The organism is Marivita hallyeonensis, assembly GCF_900129875.1.
GTDB lineage: Bacteria > Pseudomonadota > Alphaproteobacteria > Rhodobacterales > Rhodobacteraceae > Marivita > Marivita hallyeonensis.
Map to the genome: position 1 here is coordinate 519935 of NZ_FQXC01000002.1, position 16602 is coordinate 536536.

At 62.3% G+C, this 16602-nt stretch carries 17 protein-coding genes; 9 read left to right on the forward strand and 8 right to left on the reverse strand.

Going from position 1 to position 16602, the window contains the following annotated elements:
* Nucleotides 1-12 precede the first annotated feature (12 nt).
* The 8 genes from hisD to BUA42_RS08280 all read left to right on the forward strand — a co-directional run bounded on the left by hisD (nucleotide 13) and on the right by BUA42_RS08280 (nucleotide 6985).
* Complete coding sequence (hisD, locus tag BUA42_RS08245; RefSeq protein WP_072777492.1) at nucleotides 13-1320, forward strand: histidinol dehydrogenase; 1308 nt, start codon at nucleotides 13-15, stop codon at nucleotides 1318-1320.
* Nucleotides 1313-2074, forward strand: a complete 762-nt coding sequence (locus BUA42_RS08250) for an SDR family NAD(P)-dependent oxidoreductase (RefSeq protein ID WP_072777210.1) — start codon at nucleotides 1313-1315, stop codon at nucleotides 2072-2074. Before hisD ends, BUA42_RS08250 begins: the two co-directional genes overlap by 8 nt.
* Nucleotides 2071-3051, forward strand: coding sequence for a zinc-dependent alcohol dehydrogenase (locus BUA42_RS08255; RefSeq protein ID WP_072777211.1), 981 nt, complete (start codon nucleotides 2071-2073; stop codon nucleotides 3049-3051). Before BUA42_RS08250 ends, BUA42_RS08255 begins: the two co-directional genes overlap by 4 nt.
* Nucleotides 3052-3078: 27 nt before the next feature.
* Entirely contained in the window at nucleotides 3079-3492 is a 414-nt protein-coding gene (locus tag BUA42_RS08260; protein WP_072777212.1) for a universal stress protein, read from the forward strand.
* Between the two features lie 75 nt (nucleotides 3493-3567).
* Nucleotides 3568-4299: a PIG-L deacetylase family protein gene (locus tag BUA42_RS08265; protein ID WP_072777213.1), complete on the forward strand. Its 732-nt coding sequence runs from the start codon at nucleotides 3568-3570 to the stop codon at nucleotides 4297-4299.
* Nucleotides 4299-4970 (forward strand): 4-carboxy-4-hydroxy-2-oxoadipate aldolase/oxaloacetate decarboxylase, encoded by a 672-nt coding sequence (locus BUA42_RS08270; RefSeq protein ID WP_072777214.1) that lies wholly within the window; start codon nucleotides 4299-4301, stop codon nucleotides 4968-4970. Before BUA42_RS08265 ends, BUA42_RS08270 begins: the two co-directional genes overlap by 1 nt.
* A 17-nt stretch (nucleotides 4971-4987) precedes the next feature.
* Complete coding sequence (locus BUA42_RS08275; protein WP_245818974.1) at nucleotides 4988-6061, forward strand: 4-oxalomesaconate tautomerase; 1074 nt, start codon at nucleotides 4988-4990, stop codon at nucleotides 6059-6061.
* A 45-nt stretch (nucleotides 6062-6106) separates the two neighbouring features.
* Entirely contained in the window at nucleotides 6107-6985 is an 879-nt protein-coding gene (locus BUA42_RS08280; RefSeq protein WP_072777215.1) for an NAD(P)-dependent oxidoreductase, read from the forward strand.
* Here the strand turns inward: BUA42_RS08280 and BUA42_RS08285 are convergent.
* On the reverse strand, nucleotides 6982-7725 hold the full coding sequence (locus BUA42_RS08285; protein ID WP_072777216.1) for a TSUP family transporter: 744 nt from the start codon (nucleotides 7723-7725) through the stop codon (nucleotides 6982-6984). The genes BUA42_RS08280 and BUA42_RS08285 overlap by 4 nt on opposite strands.
* A gap of 41 nt (nucleotides 7726-7766) precedes the next feature.
* Between BUA42_RS08285 and rraA the strand changes: the two genes are divergently transcribed.
* The gene (gene rraA, locus BUA42_RS08290; protein ID WP_072777217.1) at nucleotides 7767-8255 is read left to right on the forward strand and encodes a ribonuclease E activity regulator RraA; all 489 of its coding nucleotides are present in this window, start codon (nucleotides 7767-7769) and stop codon (nucleotides 8253-8255) included.
* A 5-nt stretch (nucleotides 8256-8260) separates the two neighbouring features.
* Here rraA and BUA42_RS08295 read toward each other — a convergent pair whose 3' ends face one another.
* The 7 genes from BUA42_RS08295 to BUA42_RS08325 all read right to left on the reverse strand — a co-directional run bounded on the left by BUA42_RS08295 (nucleotide 8261) and on the right by BUA42_RS08325 (nucleotide 16546).
* On the reverse strand, nucleotides 8261-9247 hold the full coding sequence (locus BUA42_RS08295; protein WP_072777218.1) for a D-2-hydroxyacid dehydrogenase family protein: 987 nt from the start codon (nucleotides 9245-9247) through the stop codon (nucleotides 8261-8263).
* The gene (locus BUA42_RS08300) at nucleotides 9244-9483 is read right to left on the reverse strand and encodes a hypothetical protein (RefSeq protein WP_072777219.1); all 240 of its coding nucleotides are present in this window, start codon (nucleotides 9481-9483) and stop codon (nucleotides 9244-9246) included. The genes BUA42_RS08295 and BUA42_RS08300 overlap by 4 nt, the downstream gene beginning before the upstream one ends.
* 63 nt (nucleotides 9484-9546) lie before the next feature.
* The gene (locus tag BUA42_RS08305) at nucleotides 9547-11211 is read right to left on the reverse strand and encodes a thiamine pyrophosphate-binding protein (protein WP_245818975.1); all 1665 of its coding nucleotides are present in this window, start codon (nucleotides 11209-11211) and stop codon (nucleotides 9547-9549) included.
* A 10-nt stretch (nucleotides 11212-11221) separates the two neighbouring features.
* On the reverse strand, nucleotides 11222-12295 hold the full coding sequence (locus BUA42_RS08310; RefSeq protein WP_072777220.1) for a 4-oxalomesaconate tautomerase: 1074 nt from the start codon (nucleotides 12293-12295) through the stop codon (nucleotides 11222-11224).
* Nucleotides 12292-13353: an isocitrate/isopropylmalate dehydrogenase family protein gene (locus BUA42_RS08315; RefSeq protein ID WP_072777221.1), complete on the reverse strand. Its 1062-nt coding sequence runs from the start codon at nucleotides 13351-13353 to the stop codon at nucleotides 12292-12294. Before BUA42_RS08315 ends, BUA42_RS08310 begins: the two co-directional genes overlap by 4 nt.
* Nucleotides 13350-15365, reverse strand: coding sequence for a tripartite tricarboxylate transporter permease (locus tag BUA42_RS08320; RefSeq protein WP_072777222.1), 2016 nt, complete (start codon nucleotides 15363-15365; stop codon nucleotides 13350-13352). Before BUA42_RS08320 ends, BUA42_RS08315 begins: the two co-directional genes overlap by 4 nt.
* A gap of 68 nt (nucleotides 15366-15433) precedes the next feature.
* On the reverse strand, nucleotides 15434-16546 hold the full coding sequence (locus tag BUA42_RS08325; protein ID WP_072777223.1) for a type 2 periplasmic-binding domain-containing protein: 1113 nt from the start codon (nucleotides 16544-16546) through the stop codon (nucleotides 15434-15436).
* Nucleotides 16547-16602 lie beyond the last annotated feature (56 nt).

Here is a 16602-nt window from a genome sequence, read left to right on the forward strand (position 1 = left end):
GGGATCCCAGATATGACGCGTGAATACCTCAAGAAGGCGACTTTGACCGCGAAATCCGACGCCTCTGAGGTGCACGAGACGGTACAAACCATTCTGGCCGATATCGAAGCGGGCGGCGACGCGAAAGCGCTCGAATACGCGAAGAAATTCGACAAGTACGAGGGCAACATCCTACTGACGCCGGAAGAGATCGACGCGGCCTGCGCCGAAGTGCCGGAGAAATTGAAGCGCGACATTCAATTCGCCCATAACAACGTGAAACGATTTGCCGAGGCGCAAAAAAGCACGCTGACGGATGTGACGCTCGAAATTGTGCCCGGTATGATTGCCGGTCAGAAAGCCATCCCGGTCGACGCCGCCGGCTGTTATGTGCCGGGCGGGCGCTACAGCCACATCGCGTCGGCCATCATGACGGTGACGACGGCAAAGGTCGCGGGCTGTCGTCACATCACCGCGTGTTCGCCCCCTCGCCCTGATGTCGGCGTCAACCCGGCCATCGTCTACGCGGCGCATATTTGCGGTGCCGACAAGATCTTGTCGATGGGCGGAGTACAGGGCGTGGCTGCGATGACGTTCGGACTGTTCGGCTTGCCGAAAGCGAATATCCTCGTGGGTCCGGGCAACCAGTTCGTGGCCGAAGCCAAGCGCATCCTCTTCGGGCGCGTTGGCATCGACATGATCGCGGGACCGACCGACAGCTTGATCCTTGCCGACAAAACCGCTGATCCTCTGATCGTGGCCACCGATCTGGTGAGCCAGGCAGAGCATGGCTACAACTCGCCCGTCTGGCTGGTGACGGATGACCGCGCGCTGGCCGAAAAGGTCATGGACATGGTGCCGGGTCTGATCGACGACCTGCCGGAGCTCAACCGCGAGAACGCGTTCGCGGCGTGGCGCGACTATGCTGAAGTCATTCTGTGCGCGGATCGCGAAGACATGGCGGCCTGTTCAGACCAGTACGCGCCGGAGCACCTGACCGTGCAAGCGGATGACCTCGACTGGTGGCTCGACCGGCTGACCTGCTACGGGTCGCTGTTCCTTGGCGAAGAGACAACCGTGTCCTACGGCGACAAGGCGACCGGCACGAACCACGTGCTGCCCACCTCTGGCGCGGCCAGCTACACGGGCGGGTTGTCGGTGCACAAATACATGAAGATCGTCACGTGGCAGCGGGCAACCCGCGAAGGGTCAAAGGCCGTGGCCGAGGCGACCGCGCGGATTTCCCGTCTCGAAGGCATGGAAGGTCATGCTCGTGCAGCGGATGTGAGGCTGGCGAAATACTTCCCGGGGGTGAATTTCGACCTGACCGCAGATGGGTGATCCGTCACGCCTGTTCGATCTCACGGGCCATGTCGCGGTCATCACCGGCGCAAGTTCTGGCCTTGGCCGGCAAGCGGCCAAGGTTCTGGCGGCGGCCGGGGCGCATGTCGTCGGCATCGCAAGACGTCAGGCTGAATTGGAAAGCCTTGTCGCCGAGATCGGCGACCGCGTCGCCTTCCACGTGGCCGATGTCACAGACCGTGACCAAATGGATGCCCTGCGCGACGCGATCAGCGCGCCGTTCGGCGCACCGGATATCGTGGTCCATGCAGCAGGGGTGAACACGCGCGAGGCGGCGGACGATGTCACGCAGGACGGGTGGGACAAAACGCTTGCGCTCAACCTTTCTGCGCCCTTCTTTCTCTCTCAAGCGCTTGTTCCGGGAATGAAATCAAAGGGCTGGGGCCGGATCGTGAATTTCGCGTCGCTCCAGACCACCCGCGCCTTTCCGGGCGGCATTGCCTACGGTGCGACCAAAGGCGGGATCGCGCAATTGACGCGCGCGATGGCCGAAGCGTGGTCGCGGGATGGGATCACTGCAAATGCCATCGGGCCGGGGTTCTTTCCGACCGAACTGACCGAAGCCGTCTTTTCCGACCCAGACCGTGCCGCGCGGAACGCGGCACAAACCTGCATCGGGCGCAACGGGCAGATGTCGGATATCGATGGGCCCCTGCTCTTCCTCTGCTCCGAAGCGTCTGCTTATGTTACAGGGCAGGTCCTGATGGTTGACGGGGGGTTCACCGCAAAATGAAAGCGCTGGTCTATGAGGGCGTTGAAGCGCTGGCGTACCGGGAAGTCCGGTCGGCAACGCCGCGCGAGGGTGAGCATCTGGTGCGCGTGGATGCTGTAGGCATTTGCGGGTCGGACATGCATGCCTACCTGGGCCATGACGCCCGTCGCCCTGCCCCGTTGATCCTCGGCCACGAGGCGGCCGGTGTTGTAGAAGGCGGGCCGATGGCCGGTACGCGGGTGACGATCAATCCGCTGGTGCCCTGCGGCACTTGCCCGGCGTGCCAAAGCCAGCGTGAAAACCTGTGCCCCGGGCGTCAAATCATCTCCATGCCGCCGCGCGAAGGCGCGTTTGCGCAATACGTGGCGATGCCCGAAGCAAACCTTGTCGCGGTGCCGGACCATGTGCCCTTGAGCAAAGCGGCGCTGGCGGAACCGTTGGCGGTAAGCTGGCATGCGGCGAAGCTTGCGCTCGGCGCGCTTCATCCGGCGATGGAACGCCGCGCGCTGGTCCTGGGCGGCGGAGCCATCGGGCTGGCGGCATCACTGGCGCTGAAGGCGATGGGGGTCGAAGACGTGACCATCGTAGAGCCGAACGACCACCGCCGTGCGTTTCTGGCCGACGCCTGTGGCGAAACCGCCGTTGCACAAAGCGACGTGCCTGCACCGATGATTATTGACGCTGTGGGATACGCGGCGACGCGGGCCACCGCCTCCGCCCTCGTCCTGCCCGGCGGCGTGATCGCTCATATCGGGCTTGGCGAAGATACAGGCGGTCTTGATGTGCGACGTATGACGTTGCAGGAGATCACGTTTATCGGCACCTATACCTACACCGCGCAGGAATTCCGCGATACGGCACAGGCGATCTACGACGGTCGCCTCGGTCCGCTCGACTGGATCCGGACAATGCCGCTGGAAGATGGTATTCAGGCATTCAAAGACCTGCGCGCCGGCGTCGTTGCGTCGCCGAAAATCGTGCTGCATCCCTGGGCCTGACGGCCCGAGCCAAGACCGGAGGCCCCCATGTACAACAAGATCCTCGTTCCCATGGCGCTCGACCACGGGATCTCGCCCCAGTCGTTGCAGGTGGCACGTGTTCTGGCCGGGGGCACCGGCCGTATCGTCGCTCTGCACGTCTATGAGATGCCGCAGGGTACCGTTAGCGCCTATGTCGATGAAGATGTGATCAAGGCGGGATTTGCCAACGCGAAAACGCGGATGGACGAAAAGCTGGCCGATGTGGAGGACGTGACGCCGGTTCTGATCCAGGGACACTCGGCCCGGACCATCATCGATTACGCCACCGATAACGCGTTCGACTGCATCGTGATCGGGTCGCACAAACCGGGTCTGAGCGACTTTTTCCTGGGCTCCACGGCGGCCCGCGTCGTACGCCACGCGCCCTGTGCCGTACATGTGGTGCGCGACAGCGCCTGACCCGGCTTTTCAAATTGCCCACGCGCACCGAATGTCGCACAGTCTCATGCGGGGAGACCGCTTGGGGAGGATGACATGGCAGAGCGCAAGTCCGCGCTGGTGATCTCGGCGCATGCGGCGGATTTCGTCTGGCGCTGCGGCGGGGCGATCGCACTGCATCAGGCGCGCGGTTATGACGTCACCGTTGTCTGCCTGTCCTACGGCGAACGCGGGGAAAGCGCGCGTCTTTGGAAAGACGGGAAAACGCTCGGCGAGGTGAAATCCATCCGTCGAAAAGAGGCGGAAGCTGCGGCCAAGGCGTTGAATGTGCACGACATTCAATTCTTCGATCTGGGCGATTATCCCCTCGTCGTTGACCAGGACAGCAAGATGCGCCTCGTCGATGTGTTGCGCAGTGTGCAGCCGCGCTTCATGCTTTGCCACTCAAAATATGACCCCTACAACACCGACCACATGTACGCGACCGAGGTGGCGCTTGAGGTCCGAATGATCGCGCAGGCTTGGGGGCACAATCCGGGTGAACAGGTGCTTGGCGCGCCGCAGCTCTACCTTTTCGAGCCGCACCAGACAGAACAGATGGGCTGGAAGCCCGATACGCTGCTCGACATCACGGAGGTGTGGGATCAGAAGCGCGCCGCCATCGAGTGTATGGAAGGCCAACAGCACCTTTGGGATTACTACACCAACGTGGCGGAAAACCGGGGCAACCAGTTCCGACGCAACTCCGGTGGGCAGGCAGGCGGCCGCCCGGCGCGCTTTGCCGAAGCGTTTCAATCGGTTTTCCCCCGTACGGTGGACGAACTTTGATGAACGTGGTCGTGCAACACATCGACCGGGCCGCGCCTGAGGTCATCGACCGGCTTGCGCGCTGTGGCGTCGCGACGGTGCACGAAGCACAGGGGCGCACCGGGCTTCTCGCCTCTTATATGCGGCCGATCTATCGCGGCGCTTCGGTTGCCGGGTCGGCCGTCACCATTCTCGCGCCGCCCGCCGACAACTGGATGCTGCATGCGGCCATCGAACAGGTGCGGCCCGGCGACTTGCTTGTTCTCGCGACGACCTCCCCGTCGGACGCGGGCTATTTCGGGGATCTGCTTGCAACCTCTGCACAAGCGCGGGGATGTCGTGGGCTGATTATCGATGCCGGCGTGCGCGACGTGGCGACGCTTGAGGAAATGGGTTTTCCGGTCTGGGCCAAGGCGATCTCGGCCCAAGGGACCGTCAAGGAAACGCTTGGGTCTGTGAATGTCCCCGTCGTCTGCGCGCGCGCGGCAATCGTACCGGGAGATGTGATCGTCGCGGATGACGATGGCGTTTGCGTGGTTAAGCGCATGGACGCAGCATCCGTTTTGGAGAAGGCCGAAGCTCGATTGGCGAATGAAGAGGCGAAACGCACGCGCCTCGCGTCAGGTGAGCTGGGGCTCGACATGTATGACATGAGGGACCGTCTAGCCGAGAAAGGCTTGCGATATGAGTGATCTGCGTTGCTTTTCTCATGCGAAACTTGAACGGATGGGCGCAAGTGTCTGACGGCGTGCGCGTCATGTGGATGCGCGGGGGGACGTCTAAGGGCGGGTACTTTCTGGCCGAGGATTTGCCAGCAGATCGGGATGCCTTTTTTCTCCGCGCGATGGGATCTCCGGACCCGCGCCAGATCGACGGGATGGGCGGTGCCGATCCGCTCACATCCAAAGTCGCGGTCGTTTCACGATCCTCGCGTCCCGGTGTAGATGTGGATTACCTGTTTCTGCAGGTTGGCGTGGACACGCCTACTGTGTCCGACGCACAGAATTGCGGGAACATCCTGGCCGGGGTCGCGCCTTTCGCGATTGAGCGCGGGCTGGTCGATGTGCAAGGCGACCAAACGCGGGTGTCCATCTACATGGAGAACACCGGACAAACCGCAATGGCGACCGTGGAAACACCCAACGGTGCCCCGACTTACGAAGGCAACGCGTCCATCGACGGCGTTCCGGGAACCGCGGCTCCAGTTGCGTTGGAGTTCGTCGGAAGTGCGGGGTCGACCTGCGGAGCTCTGCTGCCAACCGGGAACACCCGAGATGAAGTCGCGGGCGTGGAGGTCACACTCATCGACAACGGAATGCCGGTCGTCATTCTGAAAGCAACGGATATGGGCATCGACGGCGCCGAACCGCGCGAGAATTTGGACGGCGACGCACAGTTGAAAGCACAACTCGAAGCGATCCGACTGGCCTGCGGCCCGCTGATGAACCTCGGCAACGTGCGCGACAAGACCGTCCCGAAAATGACGGTAGTCAGCCGCGCACGCCAGGACGGCACGATCTGCACGCGCACCTTCATCCCGCATCGCTGCCACGCCTCTATCGGCGTTCTGGGTGCTGTCAGTGTGGCAACAGCCTGCCTTCTGCCCGGCTCTGTCTCGGCCGAACTGGCAGCTGTCACGGGTGGTCCTGAACAGACGCTTCGGATCGAGCATCCGCTTGGCCAGACACGCGTCCTGACAAAGCTGTCAGACAGCGGCGACATCGTGTCGGCAGCGGTCCTGCGGACGGCACGCAAGCTGATGGATGGTGTGATCTTTGGGTGATGCCGATCTCATATCCTTGGGCCGGGATCGGAAAGGACAGTTGGCATGAAATTAGCATTCATCGGGTTCGGCGAAGCCGGGTCTGCCTTCGTGCGTGGATGGGGCGATGCGCATAAGGGCGCAATCAGCGCCTATGACATCAAGTCTGCCGACCCGCGCACCGCGCCCGAGATTGCCGAGCGCGCGGCGGTATTGAATGTCGAGAACTGCGCTGACGCGGCCACGGCGGTGGCCAGCGCGGACCTCGTGTTCTGCACCGTGACAGCGGACCAGGCCGGGGTCGCCGCCCGAACGGCGGCACCGCATCTTGGTTCCGGCACCGTCTGGCTTGACCTCAACTCTTGCGCACCCGAAACCAAACGGGGATCGGCCGCAGTGATCGAAGCCGCTGGCGGTCGCTATGTCGACGTCGCGGTGATGTCGCCGGTCTATCCGAAATTGAATCGGGTTCCCTGCCTGATCTCCGGACCACAGGCTGCCGCGCTGTCGGACACGCTGACTGAATTGCCGATGAATGTCCGCGTGGTAAGCGATCTGGTGGGTCACGCCTCTTCGATCAAGATGATCCGCTCTGTCATGGTGAAGGGTCTCGAAGCGCTCATCTCCGAATGTGTGCTCGCCGCGCATGCGGCCGGGGTGGAAGACGAGGTGCTGACCTCCCTCGGCAAGAGCTATCCCGCGATGGATTGGCCGAAGCGGGCGACGTATAATTTTGAGCGCATGCTGGTGCATGGCACACGCCGCGCGGCAGAGATGGAGGAAGTGTCGAAGACGCTGCGCGATTTGGGGCTGTTTGCTGACGTCACGGAGGGCACGATTGCGTGGCAGCGAAGGATGGCCGGATTGGATGTCGCGCCCCCGGACGAAGAGGCTGACCTGCGAACTGTTGCAACCAATCTTCTTGCGGCGCTTCGGAAAGACTAGAGCGACGTGAGACCGCTCCAGATCAGTCGCAGCGAAATTAGGATGAGAAGGACGTTCAGCGCCAAACCGAACCGCGCATCTGTCAGACGGTTCAGCACCAGCCGTCCGCTGAATGTCCCGATCAGACCCACCACGATGAGAGCGACACTGACCATGGCCCATTCACCGAAAGCAAAACCCAGAAGGCCGAACACGACAACCTTCAACCCGTGCTGCACTGTCATCAACGTGGCATGCGTGGCGACATGAGCATGGCGGGCGAGCTTGAGCGATTTGGTGAAACTTGCCACGAAAAGCCCGGTCGCCCCGAAGAACATCGTCAGGAAACTGGAAATGAAGCCAGTCACGACGGGCCATCGGCTGAACCACCGCGGCGCACGGGCGAGGACGGTGTAGATGACGAAGACGCCGATGCCAATCTGCACCCATTGCGGCGGCAGCGCGATCACGACGCGCCCGCCAAACACAACACCCACGAGCGTGCCAAGCGTGAACCATGGCAGCGCGCCCCAGAAGATCGAGCGCCACAGCATCGCCATGCGTCCGGCGTTCGACCCCAACTGGACAACACCATGCACCGGGATCAGGGCAGCAGGCGGCATGACGGTCGCCATGATCGCCAGCAAAAGACCGCCTCCGCCGATCCCGAACGCGGCGGTGATGAACGACCCCAGAAAGCTGCCGATCAGGATTGTCCAGAAGGCGAATTCGGACAGGCCTTCGGGCAGAAACTCAATCATGCGACCCCCGGTCGGTCGCACAACCCTCGGAGAGACTTATCATGAAACCGACATGCGACCATTTCGATGACCACGGCGATGCGCTTGGCGTCTTGCCCGCTGGCTTGCGCCATTACGGTGGAACACCTGCGTTTCACGGCCCTGCGGTCACGGTGAAGACATTCGAGGTGAACAGCCGCGTGAAGGAACTGGCCAATACGCCAGGCGAGGGTCGTGTCATCGTGGTGGACGGTGGCGGGTCCTTGCGGCGCGCGCTCTGCGGCGATGTCATCGCGGCAGAAGCTGCAGAGCATGGGTGGGCCGGTATCATCATCTGGGGTGCCGTGCGCGACGTCGAGATGCTGTCGAAAACACCGATCGGCATCATGGCCATGGGTCACACCCCGGCGCGCTGTGTCCGAAAGGGCGAAGGTGAGGTGGACTGCGCGATCCGGATCGACGGGGTCGCTATCGCTCCCGGTGATTACGTCGTCGCCGACGCGGACGGGGCCCTCGTTTTTCCAAAGGACGGACCGCAACCAAGCTTCTGACCCCGTCACGCTTTCGCGCCCTTCTCCCAAACCTCCGGATTGATCATGTGGATCGGAGTGCCCGCCGCGTAAGCAACGATCTGGTCGTAGATGTCGCCGAATTGCATGTCCAATTCGTCTTCCGTGACATACCCGATATGCGGTGTGACGATGACATTCGGCGCGGTCAAAAGCGGATCATCCGGGTTGGTGTGCGGCTCTTCATCGAACACGTCCAGCGCCATTCGTCCCGGACGGCCCTGGGCCAGTACCTTGTCCAGCGCGCCCGGCTCCACCAGGCGGGACCGCGACGTGTTCACGAAGGTGGCGCTTGGCTTCATTGCAAGCAGATCCTCGGCGCGGATCAAGCCACGCGTCTCGGGGGTAAGGCGTACATGGACCGAGACGAAATCGCTATCGGCAAAGAACGCCTGCCGACTGTTCGCCACGGTTTGCCCGTCGGCGCGCGCACGGGCGCGCCCGTCTTCCGATCCCCACCAGACCACCTCCATCCCGAAGGCGCGGGCGAAGTTCCCTACCTGTTTGCCAATACGCCCGTACCCGTAAAGACCGATCCGGCGACCCGCCAGCGTCTGTCCCGGCGCGAGCTGCCAGTGTCCGGCCTGCATGGACGCCATCTGTTGCGGGATTTGTCGGGCGGAGGCGAGGATCAGGGCAAACGTCAGCTCTGCCGCAGCCGGAGACGGCGCACCGCCTTTCATCTTGGAACACAACAGAACATCGTTTTGCGTGCACGCTTGGACGTCGACATGCGGATAGACGCTGCGCTGACTGATAAGCCTCAGCTTCGGTAACCGATCCAGCAAGGGTTTGTGGATCGCGGTCCTTTCACGGAACAACACAAGCGCATCCGCTTCCGCAAGACGCGAGGCCAAAACGTCCAAGTCCTCGGTATGATCCGTCCAAATTTTTACGTCGTGTCCGTCGAGCTTTGAAAAGCTGGGCAGCGTCTTCAGCGTGTCGAACCAGTCATCAAGGATATGAACCTTCATCGGCTTTCGACGCCCGCCTGTGGTGAGGGTGTCCGGGGTGTTGGTACGAAGACTTCGGCGTCGAGCGCGTCCAGCGCATCACTGACCCGCCGCCGGAGGGCGAGAAGGTGGTTGAATTGCGCGTCACAGCCCGAAATCGGCGTTGGATAGGCGCGTATCTCTTCGATCAGGATCTGGCGTGCAGAGCGCAGCGAAGCACGTGCCTCGGCAATGGCGGTCTCGATTGATGTTGACATGTTGCGTCCTCCCAAGCGCGGTATACTATTGTATACATCATCTGCCCGCGTCAATAAAGATCGTCATTTCGGCGGGTGCGCGCGACGGATGACCGGAGAGGCGACCTTGTCCGATATCGGCACATCCCAGACGGCAGCCCCTCCCGCAGCAGCAAACGCGGAAACCAGATCGGGGATTGCATCGAGGTCGGTCACTGTTTCGCCGCCGATGCCAAATCCGCGCGCGATGGATGCGAGATCGGTCCGGCCGAAGACCGCGCCTTCGTCGGACAGTCCTTCGGCCCGCAATTTGTGGATCTCGGACCCGTAGGCACCATCATTCAGCACCACGATCAGGATGTTCATCTTGTGCCGCGCGATTGTCTCAAGTTCTTGAACATGCATGAGAAGACTGCCGTCGCCATCAAACATCACCACGGTGTCGTCGGGCCGGGCCGCGGCAACCCCCATCGCAAAGCTGATCCCGTTTCCGATGGCACCGAATTCGCGGATGGTCAGGAAATGCGTCTGCGGGCGCGACGGCATTTGTGCGACGTAATACGAACAGTGTCCCGATGAATTGACCATTTGCCAATGCTTTGGAAGGTGCTCTTCAAGCGCGGCGACAACATCACGCGGGTCGTGCAACCCGGCTTCTTTCGGAAACTCTGTGCTATCGGCGGGTGCATTGGCGATGCGGTGCGCAAGGTCTTCCGTCCGCCATGTTGCAGCCCGCGTGGGCAAATGATCCAGAAGCGCCTCGACCCCTAAACGCGCATCCGCACGTAAATGCGTGTTGGCAGCGATGCGCCCTTGGCTGATCGTCGCCGGGTCGGTGTCGATGTGCAAAAGCTGGGCGTTGGGCCACAGCTTTCCCCCGTCGGCGTTGTGATGCGACAAGGACGTCCCCACGCCAATCACAAGGTCTGCTTCCGCAAAGCAAGTGCGGGCTGTCTCTGTCGAAAAACCGCCCGCGACGTTGAGGTTGAACGGATGGTCATGAAACAGCCCCCGCGCCGGGAGCGTCGTGGCCAAAAGGCCATCGCACCGATCCGCCAGCGCACGACAGGCGTCCCCTGCCCCAGCCTCTACCGCGCCGAGGCCTGCCATCACCACGATCCTCTGCGACGCCTCGATCAAGGAGACCGCAGCGGACACGCTCTCGGGATGAGGCGGCATGGGCAATGGGTTAGGCGCCAGCGCTTTCGACGTCACCGGATCGGGCGGTGCGCCTGCCCATGGGCGGTTCTGCAGATCGAACGGTACACCGACGACGACCGGACGTCTCTCGCGCCGAGCTTGCAGGAATGCGTCACGGATGGCTGCGGGCATACGTTCGGGATGATGCAAGACGTGGTAATCCGCGCCAGTGGCCAGCACGAACGGGGCCTGGTCGATGGCCTGATTGTACCACGCCGATTTCAACGGCGCTTCGCCGGTGAAAATGACGAGCGGAATGCGCGCCCGCACCGCTGCGGGAAGCGCAGTCATCACTTGCGTGAGACCCGGACCACAGGTCGTCGTTGCCACGCCGACCTCGCCCGACTTGCGTGCATACGCCATCGCGGCGGCGACGGCGCAATGTTCGTGGCGGACGTAGATCATTTCGCACCCACCTTCGGCGAGGCGGGTGGCGAAGTTCATGTTCGCATCGCCCAAGAGCGCAAAACAGGTGCTCACCCCTTCGGCAACGAAGGTCTGCGCCAGAATGTCAAAGAGTTTGAGGTCCATGACCATATCGTCCTTCATGTTGTCTCCCTCACACCCGGACCATGACCTCGCCGCGCGCGATGAGGCGCGCCGTGCGCACGATACCGGCGGACTTGAAGTCCAGTTCACTGCCATTGCGAGCGAAATCGACGGTCACGTCCATTTGCCCCGTCGCATAGTCGATCGTGATGACGGACGGCCCGGTTGCCACGGGTTTCGCAATCCCGTCGGCGACGGTTCCCGGTGCCAAAGCACAGGCGGCAAGACATTGCGATCCGGTCACGGCAAGCGTCGGATGCGTTTTCCATGGCATGAAATACCGCGCGAGAAGATGCGCCTCGCCGGTGGGTGGCCCGATCAGACCGATCTTTGGCACAACCGATTTGCTGACGTCGCCGAACCCCATCAGATGCCCGGCCTGAAGACGCAATGTCTCCATCCGTTCAAAAAGCGCGGTATTGTCATCAAGGGCGGCTTTCGATTCCTGTCCTGTCAGTCCGAAATCTGCGAGGCGTCCGATCATCATCGGCATGGCAACATCGATGCATGTCACTCCAACCCCGTCGATCACATCAATCGCGCGCCCGGTTGGAAACATCGTGCCGGTCTTTGAGCCGACGACCCCAAGAAAATTCAGTGCGACGGGGGCGGCAGTTCCGGGAACGCCGTCGATTTCCGTATCACCTGCGTAAAGCACCTCGCGATCTGGGGTCTGGACGATGGCTTCGACGAGGGCACCGGTGTTCACCGCGCGGATGCGCACGGGCGTTGTCCCGCTTTGCGCCGGCACCATGCCCATTTCGATGGCGGCCGGCCCGACGCCGACAAGGATATTGCCGCATGTGGGTCCGTAATCGACCTCTAGCTCTGTCGGTGAGACCTGCGCGAAGAAGTAGTCGACATCGGCGCCGTCTTCTTCCGAGGGACTCAGCATCGCTACCTTGGTGGTCACGGCATCACCTCCGCCGATGCCATCGATGTTGCGCGGGTTTCCGGCACCGATCACTTGCAGAAGGACGCTTGTCAGTGCGTCTCGATCCTCTGGCAGATCCGCGCGGTTGAAGTATGGCCCCCGCGATGTGCCGCCACGCAGGAAATGAAACGGGATCGAGCGTTGTGTCATATTGGTCCGTCCGAAATATGGGAAAGAATGGCGGCGGTCATCTCGCTTGTCCGAGCTGTCCCTCGAAGGTCAGGCGTCCGCGTTTCGCTCCGGGACAGCGCGGCATCCAGAGCCGCTTGGATGAGGCGCGCCGCCGCAGGGTGTCCCAGATGGTCCAGCAACATGGCGGCGGATCCGATCAGCGATGCCGGGTTCGCAATATCCTGACCGGCAAGGTCCGGCGCTGAGCCGTGCTGTGCCTGAGCAACTGCGTGCCCGGTGCCGTGATTGAGCGAAGCCGCCAGACCCAAGCCCCCGGCAAGCTCTGAGGCGAGGTCGGACAGAATATCCCCGTACATGTTGGTGGCGATCACCACGTCAAAGCGCGACGGGTCCCGCACGAACAGCGCCGCAGCGGCGTCGATCAACACCTCTTCGGTCTCGATTTCGGGAAAGCCTTTTGCAACGTCCCGCACGGTGTCGAGGAACAGACCGTCGGACTGGCGCAGCACGTTGGCCTTGTGAATGACCGCAACGCGCTTGGCTGTTCGGCGCATCGCCAGGGCATAGCCGGTTTCGGCGATGGCGCGAGAGTTGGCTTCGGTGATCCTGCGCATGGACAGGGCCACGCCGGGCACCGGCATGAATTCCGCCGGTCCGTGCTCCATGTTCCGATCGGCATAGAAGCCTTCGAGGTTTTCGCGCACGATGACCATATCGACGGCCTGCCCGGTTGGCGTCGCCACCGCCGGGTGGCTTCGGGCCGGGCGGATATTGGCATGCAGGTTGAGCGCCTTGCGCAAGACACCGGAAGGGTTCAACCCGCCCTCGCTGATTGGCGGATAGGCATTGTGCGACACCGGTCCCAGGATCACCCCGTCCGCAGCCTTTGCCCGCGCAATCACATCTTCGGGAATGGTCGTTCCGTACCGTTCTAGGGCATCGAAGCCGATCTCGGCCTCTGAAATGGAGACTTCCACATCGCTCGCGTCACAGGCGGCGCGCACCAAGTCGCACGTCGCCCGGGTGATTTCGGGACCAATCCCATCACCTGCCAGCGCAAGCAGATGCAGCGTCATGTGAGCGGCCAGGGAAGATCAACGACGTCTTGCAGCAGGCCGGGAGGGAAATCACGCCCAAGCGTACCGCCAAGGAAGATCAGAACGCCCACACCGGCAGCGGTCAGGATGGACGCCCGCACCCAGCTGATGCCCGCGCGCAGTCGCAGGAAGCTCATCAAGAAGACGGCCAAGGCCAGCACAAAGCCAATAAGCGCGGACAACGCCAGAAGGAAAGCGAACCAAGACAGCGTCGCCCAAAGCCCGTGCGGTGCCGCCGCGTCGTCACCCCCCGCTTCCAGGTCAGCGAAGACCGGGTCTGTTTCGGGCACCCGCATCATGCGGATCAGCAAGGCCGCACAGGCGATCAGCGTGACGATGCCGATGGTGACGGGGAAGATCTTGTCGCGCAGAACTGTGATCGTCGACGCATCGAGGACCGCGATGGCGACGTAGGCGGTCACGGCCAGAAGGAAGATGAGCGGCGCGCGCTTCGATCCGGTGGGGGGGCGGCTGTCGCCAAGGATGTGCTTGCCCTGACGGAGGCCGATGACGACCGAGATCACCAGAAGGATCAGGATGCCGATGGACACGGGTGAAAAGATGTACTCCATCCCCTGCCAGAAATCGCGGCGGAACTGGATGCGCCCGATCTGGACCGCCTGATTGGCAAAGCTCTCGGCCTGCGAGGACAGCACGAAACCGATGAGAAACGCAGGCCGCGACCACTCGAACCGGCGCAGGAAGATGCCAAGACACCCGATAAGGAGCAGCATCGCGAGGTCCATCAGCGACTGGCTCGACTGGAATGCGGCAAAGGCGATCAGCATGAAAAGGAAGGGCGCGACAAGCGTGAAGCGGATCGTCGTGATCCGCGCGATCTGACCGGACAGCAGGATGCAGAGCGCGGCACCGAACACGTTGGCAAGCGCGAGTGACCAGACGATGGTGTACGTGATGTCGAGGTTGTTCCGCACCATGTGCGGGCCGGGATCATAACCCAGAAGCGCGATGCCGCCGAGGAAGACCGCCATCGAACCTGACCCGGGAATGCCGAAGATCAGCGTCGGCACAAGGCCCCCTCCCTCTTTTGCGTTGTTCGAACTCTCCGGCCCGATCACGCCGCGGATGTCGCCCTTGCCGAATTGCGATTTGTCCTTGGCCGATTGCACGGTGAAGCCGTAGGCGATCCAGTCCACGACAGACCCGCCGAGACCCGGAATGACACCGACCACGACACCGATGGCGGCGGATCGGACCGACAGCCAGATATTGGCGAACCAGTCCTTGATCCCGCGCATCCAGCCCGAACCAAGCCCACCGGTTTTGGAAATCGCCCGATCCTGCCGCAACAGCGCGACGATCTCGGGGATGGCAAAGATGCCAAGGCCAACGATGACCAGTTTGATACCCTCGGTCAGGTAGGGAATGTCGTAGGTCGCCATGCGTAGCGAACCTGAAGCGTCGGATTCACCAATCGTGCCGACCATGAGGCCTAGACCGGCCGCCGCAACGCCCTTGAGCGGGACGCGTCCTGCCAGAATGGCCACCATCGACAGACCGAGGAGTGTCACCATCAGCATTTCCGGCGTGCCAAAGGCGAGGATGAGCGGGCGCGCGATCAGAATGAAGAACGTCAGGACAATCGCGCCCAGAAGGCCGCCGAACAGCGACGCAATGAAGGCGGCAGAGAGCGCGCGTGCAGCCTCCCCTTTCTTGGCGAGCGGAAAACCGTCAAGCACCGTGGCTTGACTGGCCGTCGATCCCGGTATCCCAAGGAGGACAGAGGCGAAGGTGTCTGAGGTCGGAACCACGGCAATGAGACCGACCATCAGGGCCAGACCCGAAACCGGGTCCATGCCAAAGATAAAGGGCAGAACCAGCGACAGGCCCGCGATGCCACCCAGTCCGGGAAAGATCCCGACCGAGAGGCCAAGAAGCACACCCAGCATCAGGAATGCGATCTGCTGCGGTTGGAGGATAAGCGAAAACGCTTCGCCAAGCGCCGGTAGCGCTGTCGCCAAAAGGTCCATCACGGGTCCTGTCGATAAAGGGAAAGCCTAAAGGGCCCTGCCGGATCACCGGCAAGGCCCGGCATGTGTCACTCCAGAGTGACGCCGTAGCTTTCTTCGAGCCAGTTCACGACAAAGGCGCGCGCTTCTTCCGGCACCTGTGTTCCCAACTGGAATGCAGCCTTGGCACCATCGCGGGTCATCTGCGGATAGACACCAAGCGTTTTCTCGGCCAGCGTGTCGAAGTCATCCCGCGCGATGATATCATCAAAGGCCTGCGAGAAGGTTTCCACAACATCCGCCGAGGCGCTTCCGGGAAGGAACACCATCTTCTGCGCCGGGAAGCCCGCGATGAAGAACGCCTTCCACGCGTCCCAGGCATCGCCTTCTGTGGCACAGGCCGGTGTCGCTTCGCACACTTCCTTGAAGGACGGAATGTCCGGGAAGGTCGGGTCGCGCACGATGTTGCCCGCGTTGTCTAGCGCGCCCCATGTCATCATCGGGACGGCCAGACCTTCATCGACCATCGGCTGAACCGAACGCAGATAGGCCGAGGATGTCTGGTAGTCGATATTCGCCTCACCGCGTTCGAACATGAGACGGCCGTCGCCGCGCCCCTCGATACCGAAGACCGGCTCGACATTCATACCCAGCATTTCCCACGCGAGGTTGGCAACGAGGTCAAGCCGTGTCGCCCCCTGGCTGCCCCAGATGTAGTCGGTACCTTGCAGGCCCGTTGCATCCAGACCATCCATCTTCGCCGCTTCGTCAGGCGGGAGGTAAGCCACACCGCCGGTGCCCGAGGCAAGCACCACCTGCCAGTCATTGTATTCGTAGCGCACACGCGGATCGCCCAGAAGATACGGGAACTGCGTCGATCCCGAAGTGCCGAAAATCAGCGTGCCGTCATCGGTTGTCTGTTCCTGGAACCAATTCGCGCCGGTGGTGGATCCGGCACCGGGACGATAGCGTACGACAACCGTCGGGTTGCCCGGCAACGCTTCGGACAAAAGCGGCGCGTAGAAATTGGCCCAGCGCGCCGACCCGCCCGATTCCGAGAACGGGATCACGAATTCGATGGTTTGGCCTTCGTAGTTGACGCCGCCGTGGCTGCCGGCCGTTGCGGTTGTCGCCAAGGCCAGGGTCGCTGCGCCCACGAGGGCGGCTTGCGCCGTGTGGCGCAGAGTTGTCTTGTCAGTCATGTTGTCCTCCCAAAACCGCCGACCGCCCCCTCTGGACGTGTCGTACGGTCATCTCC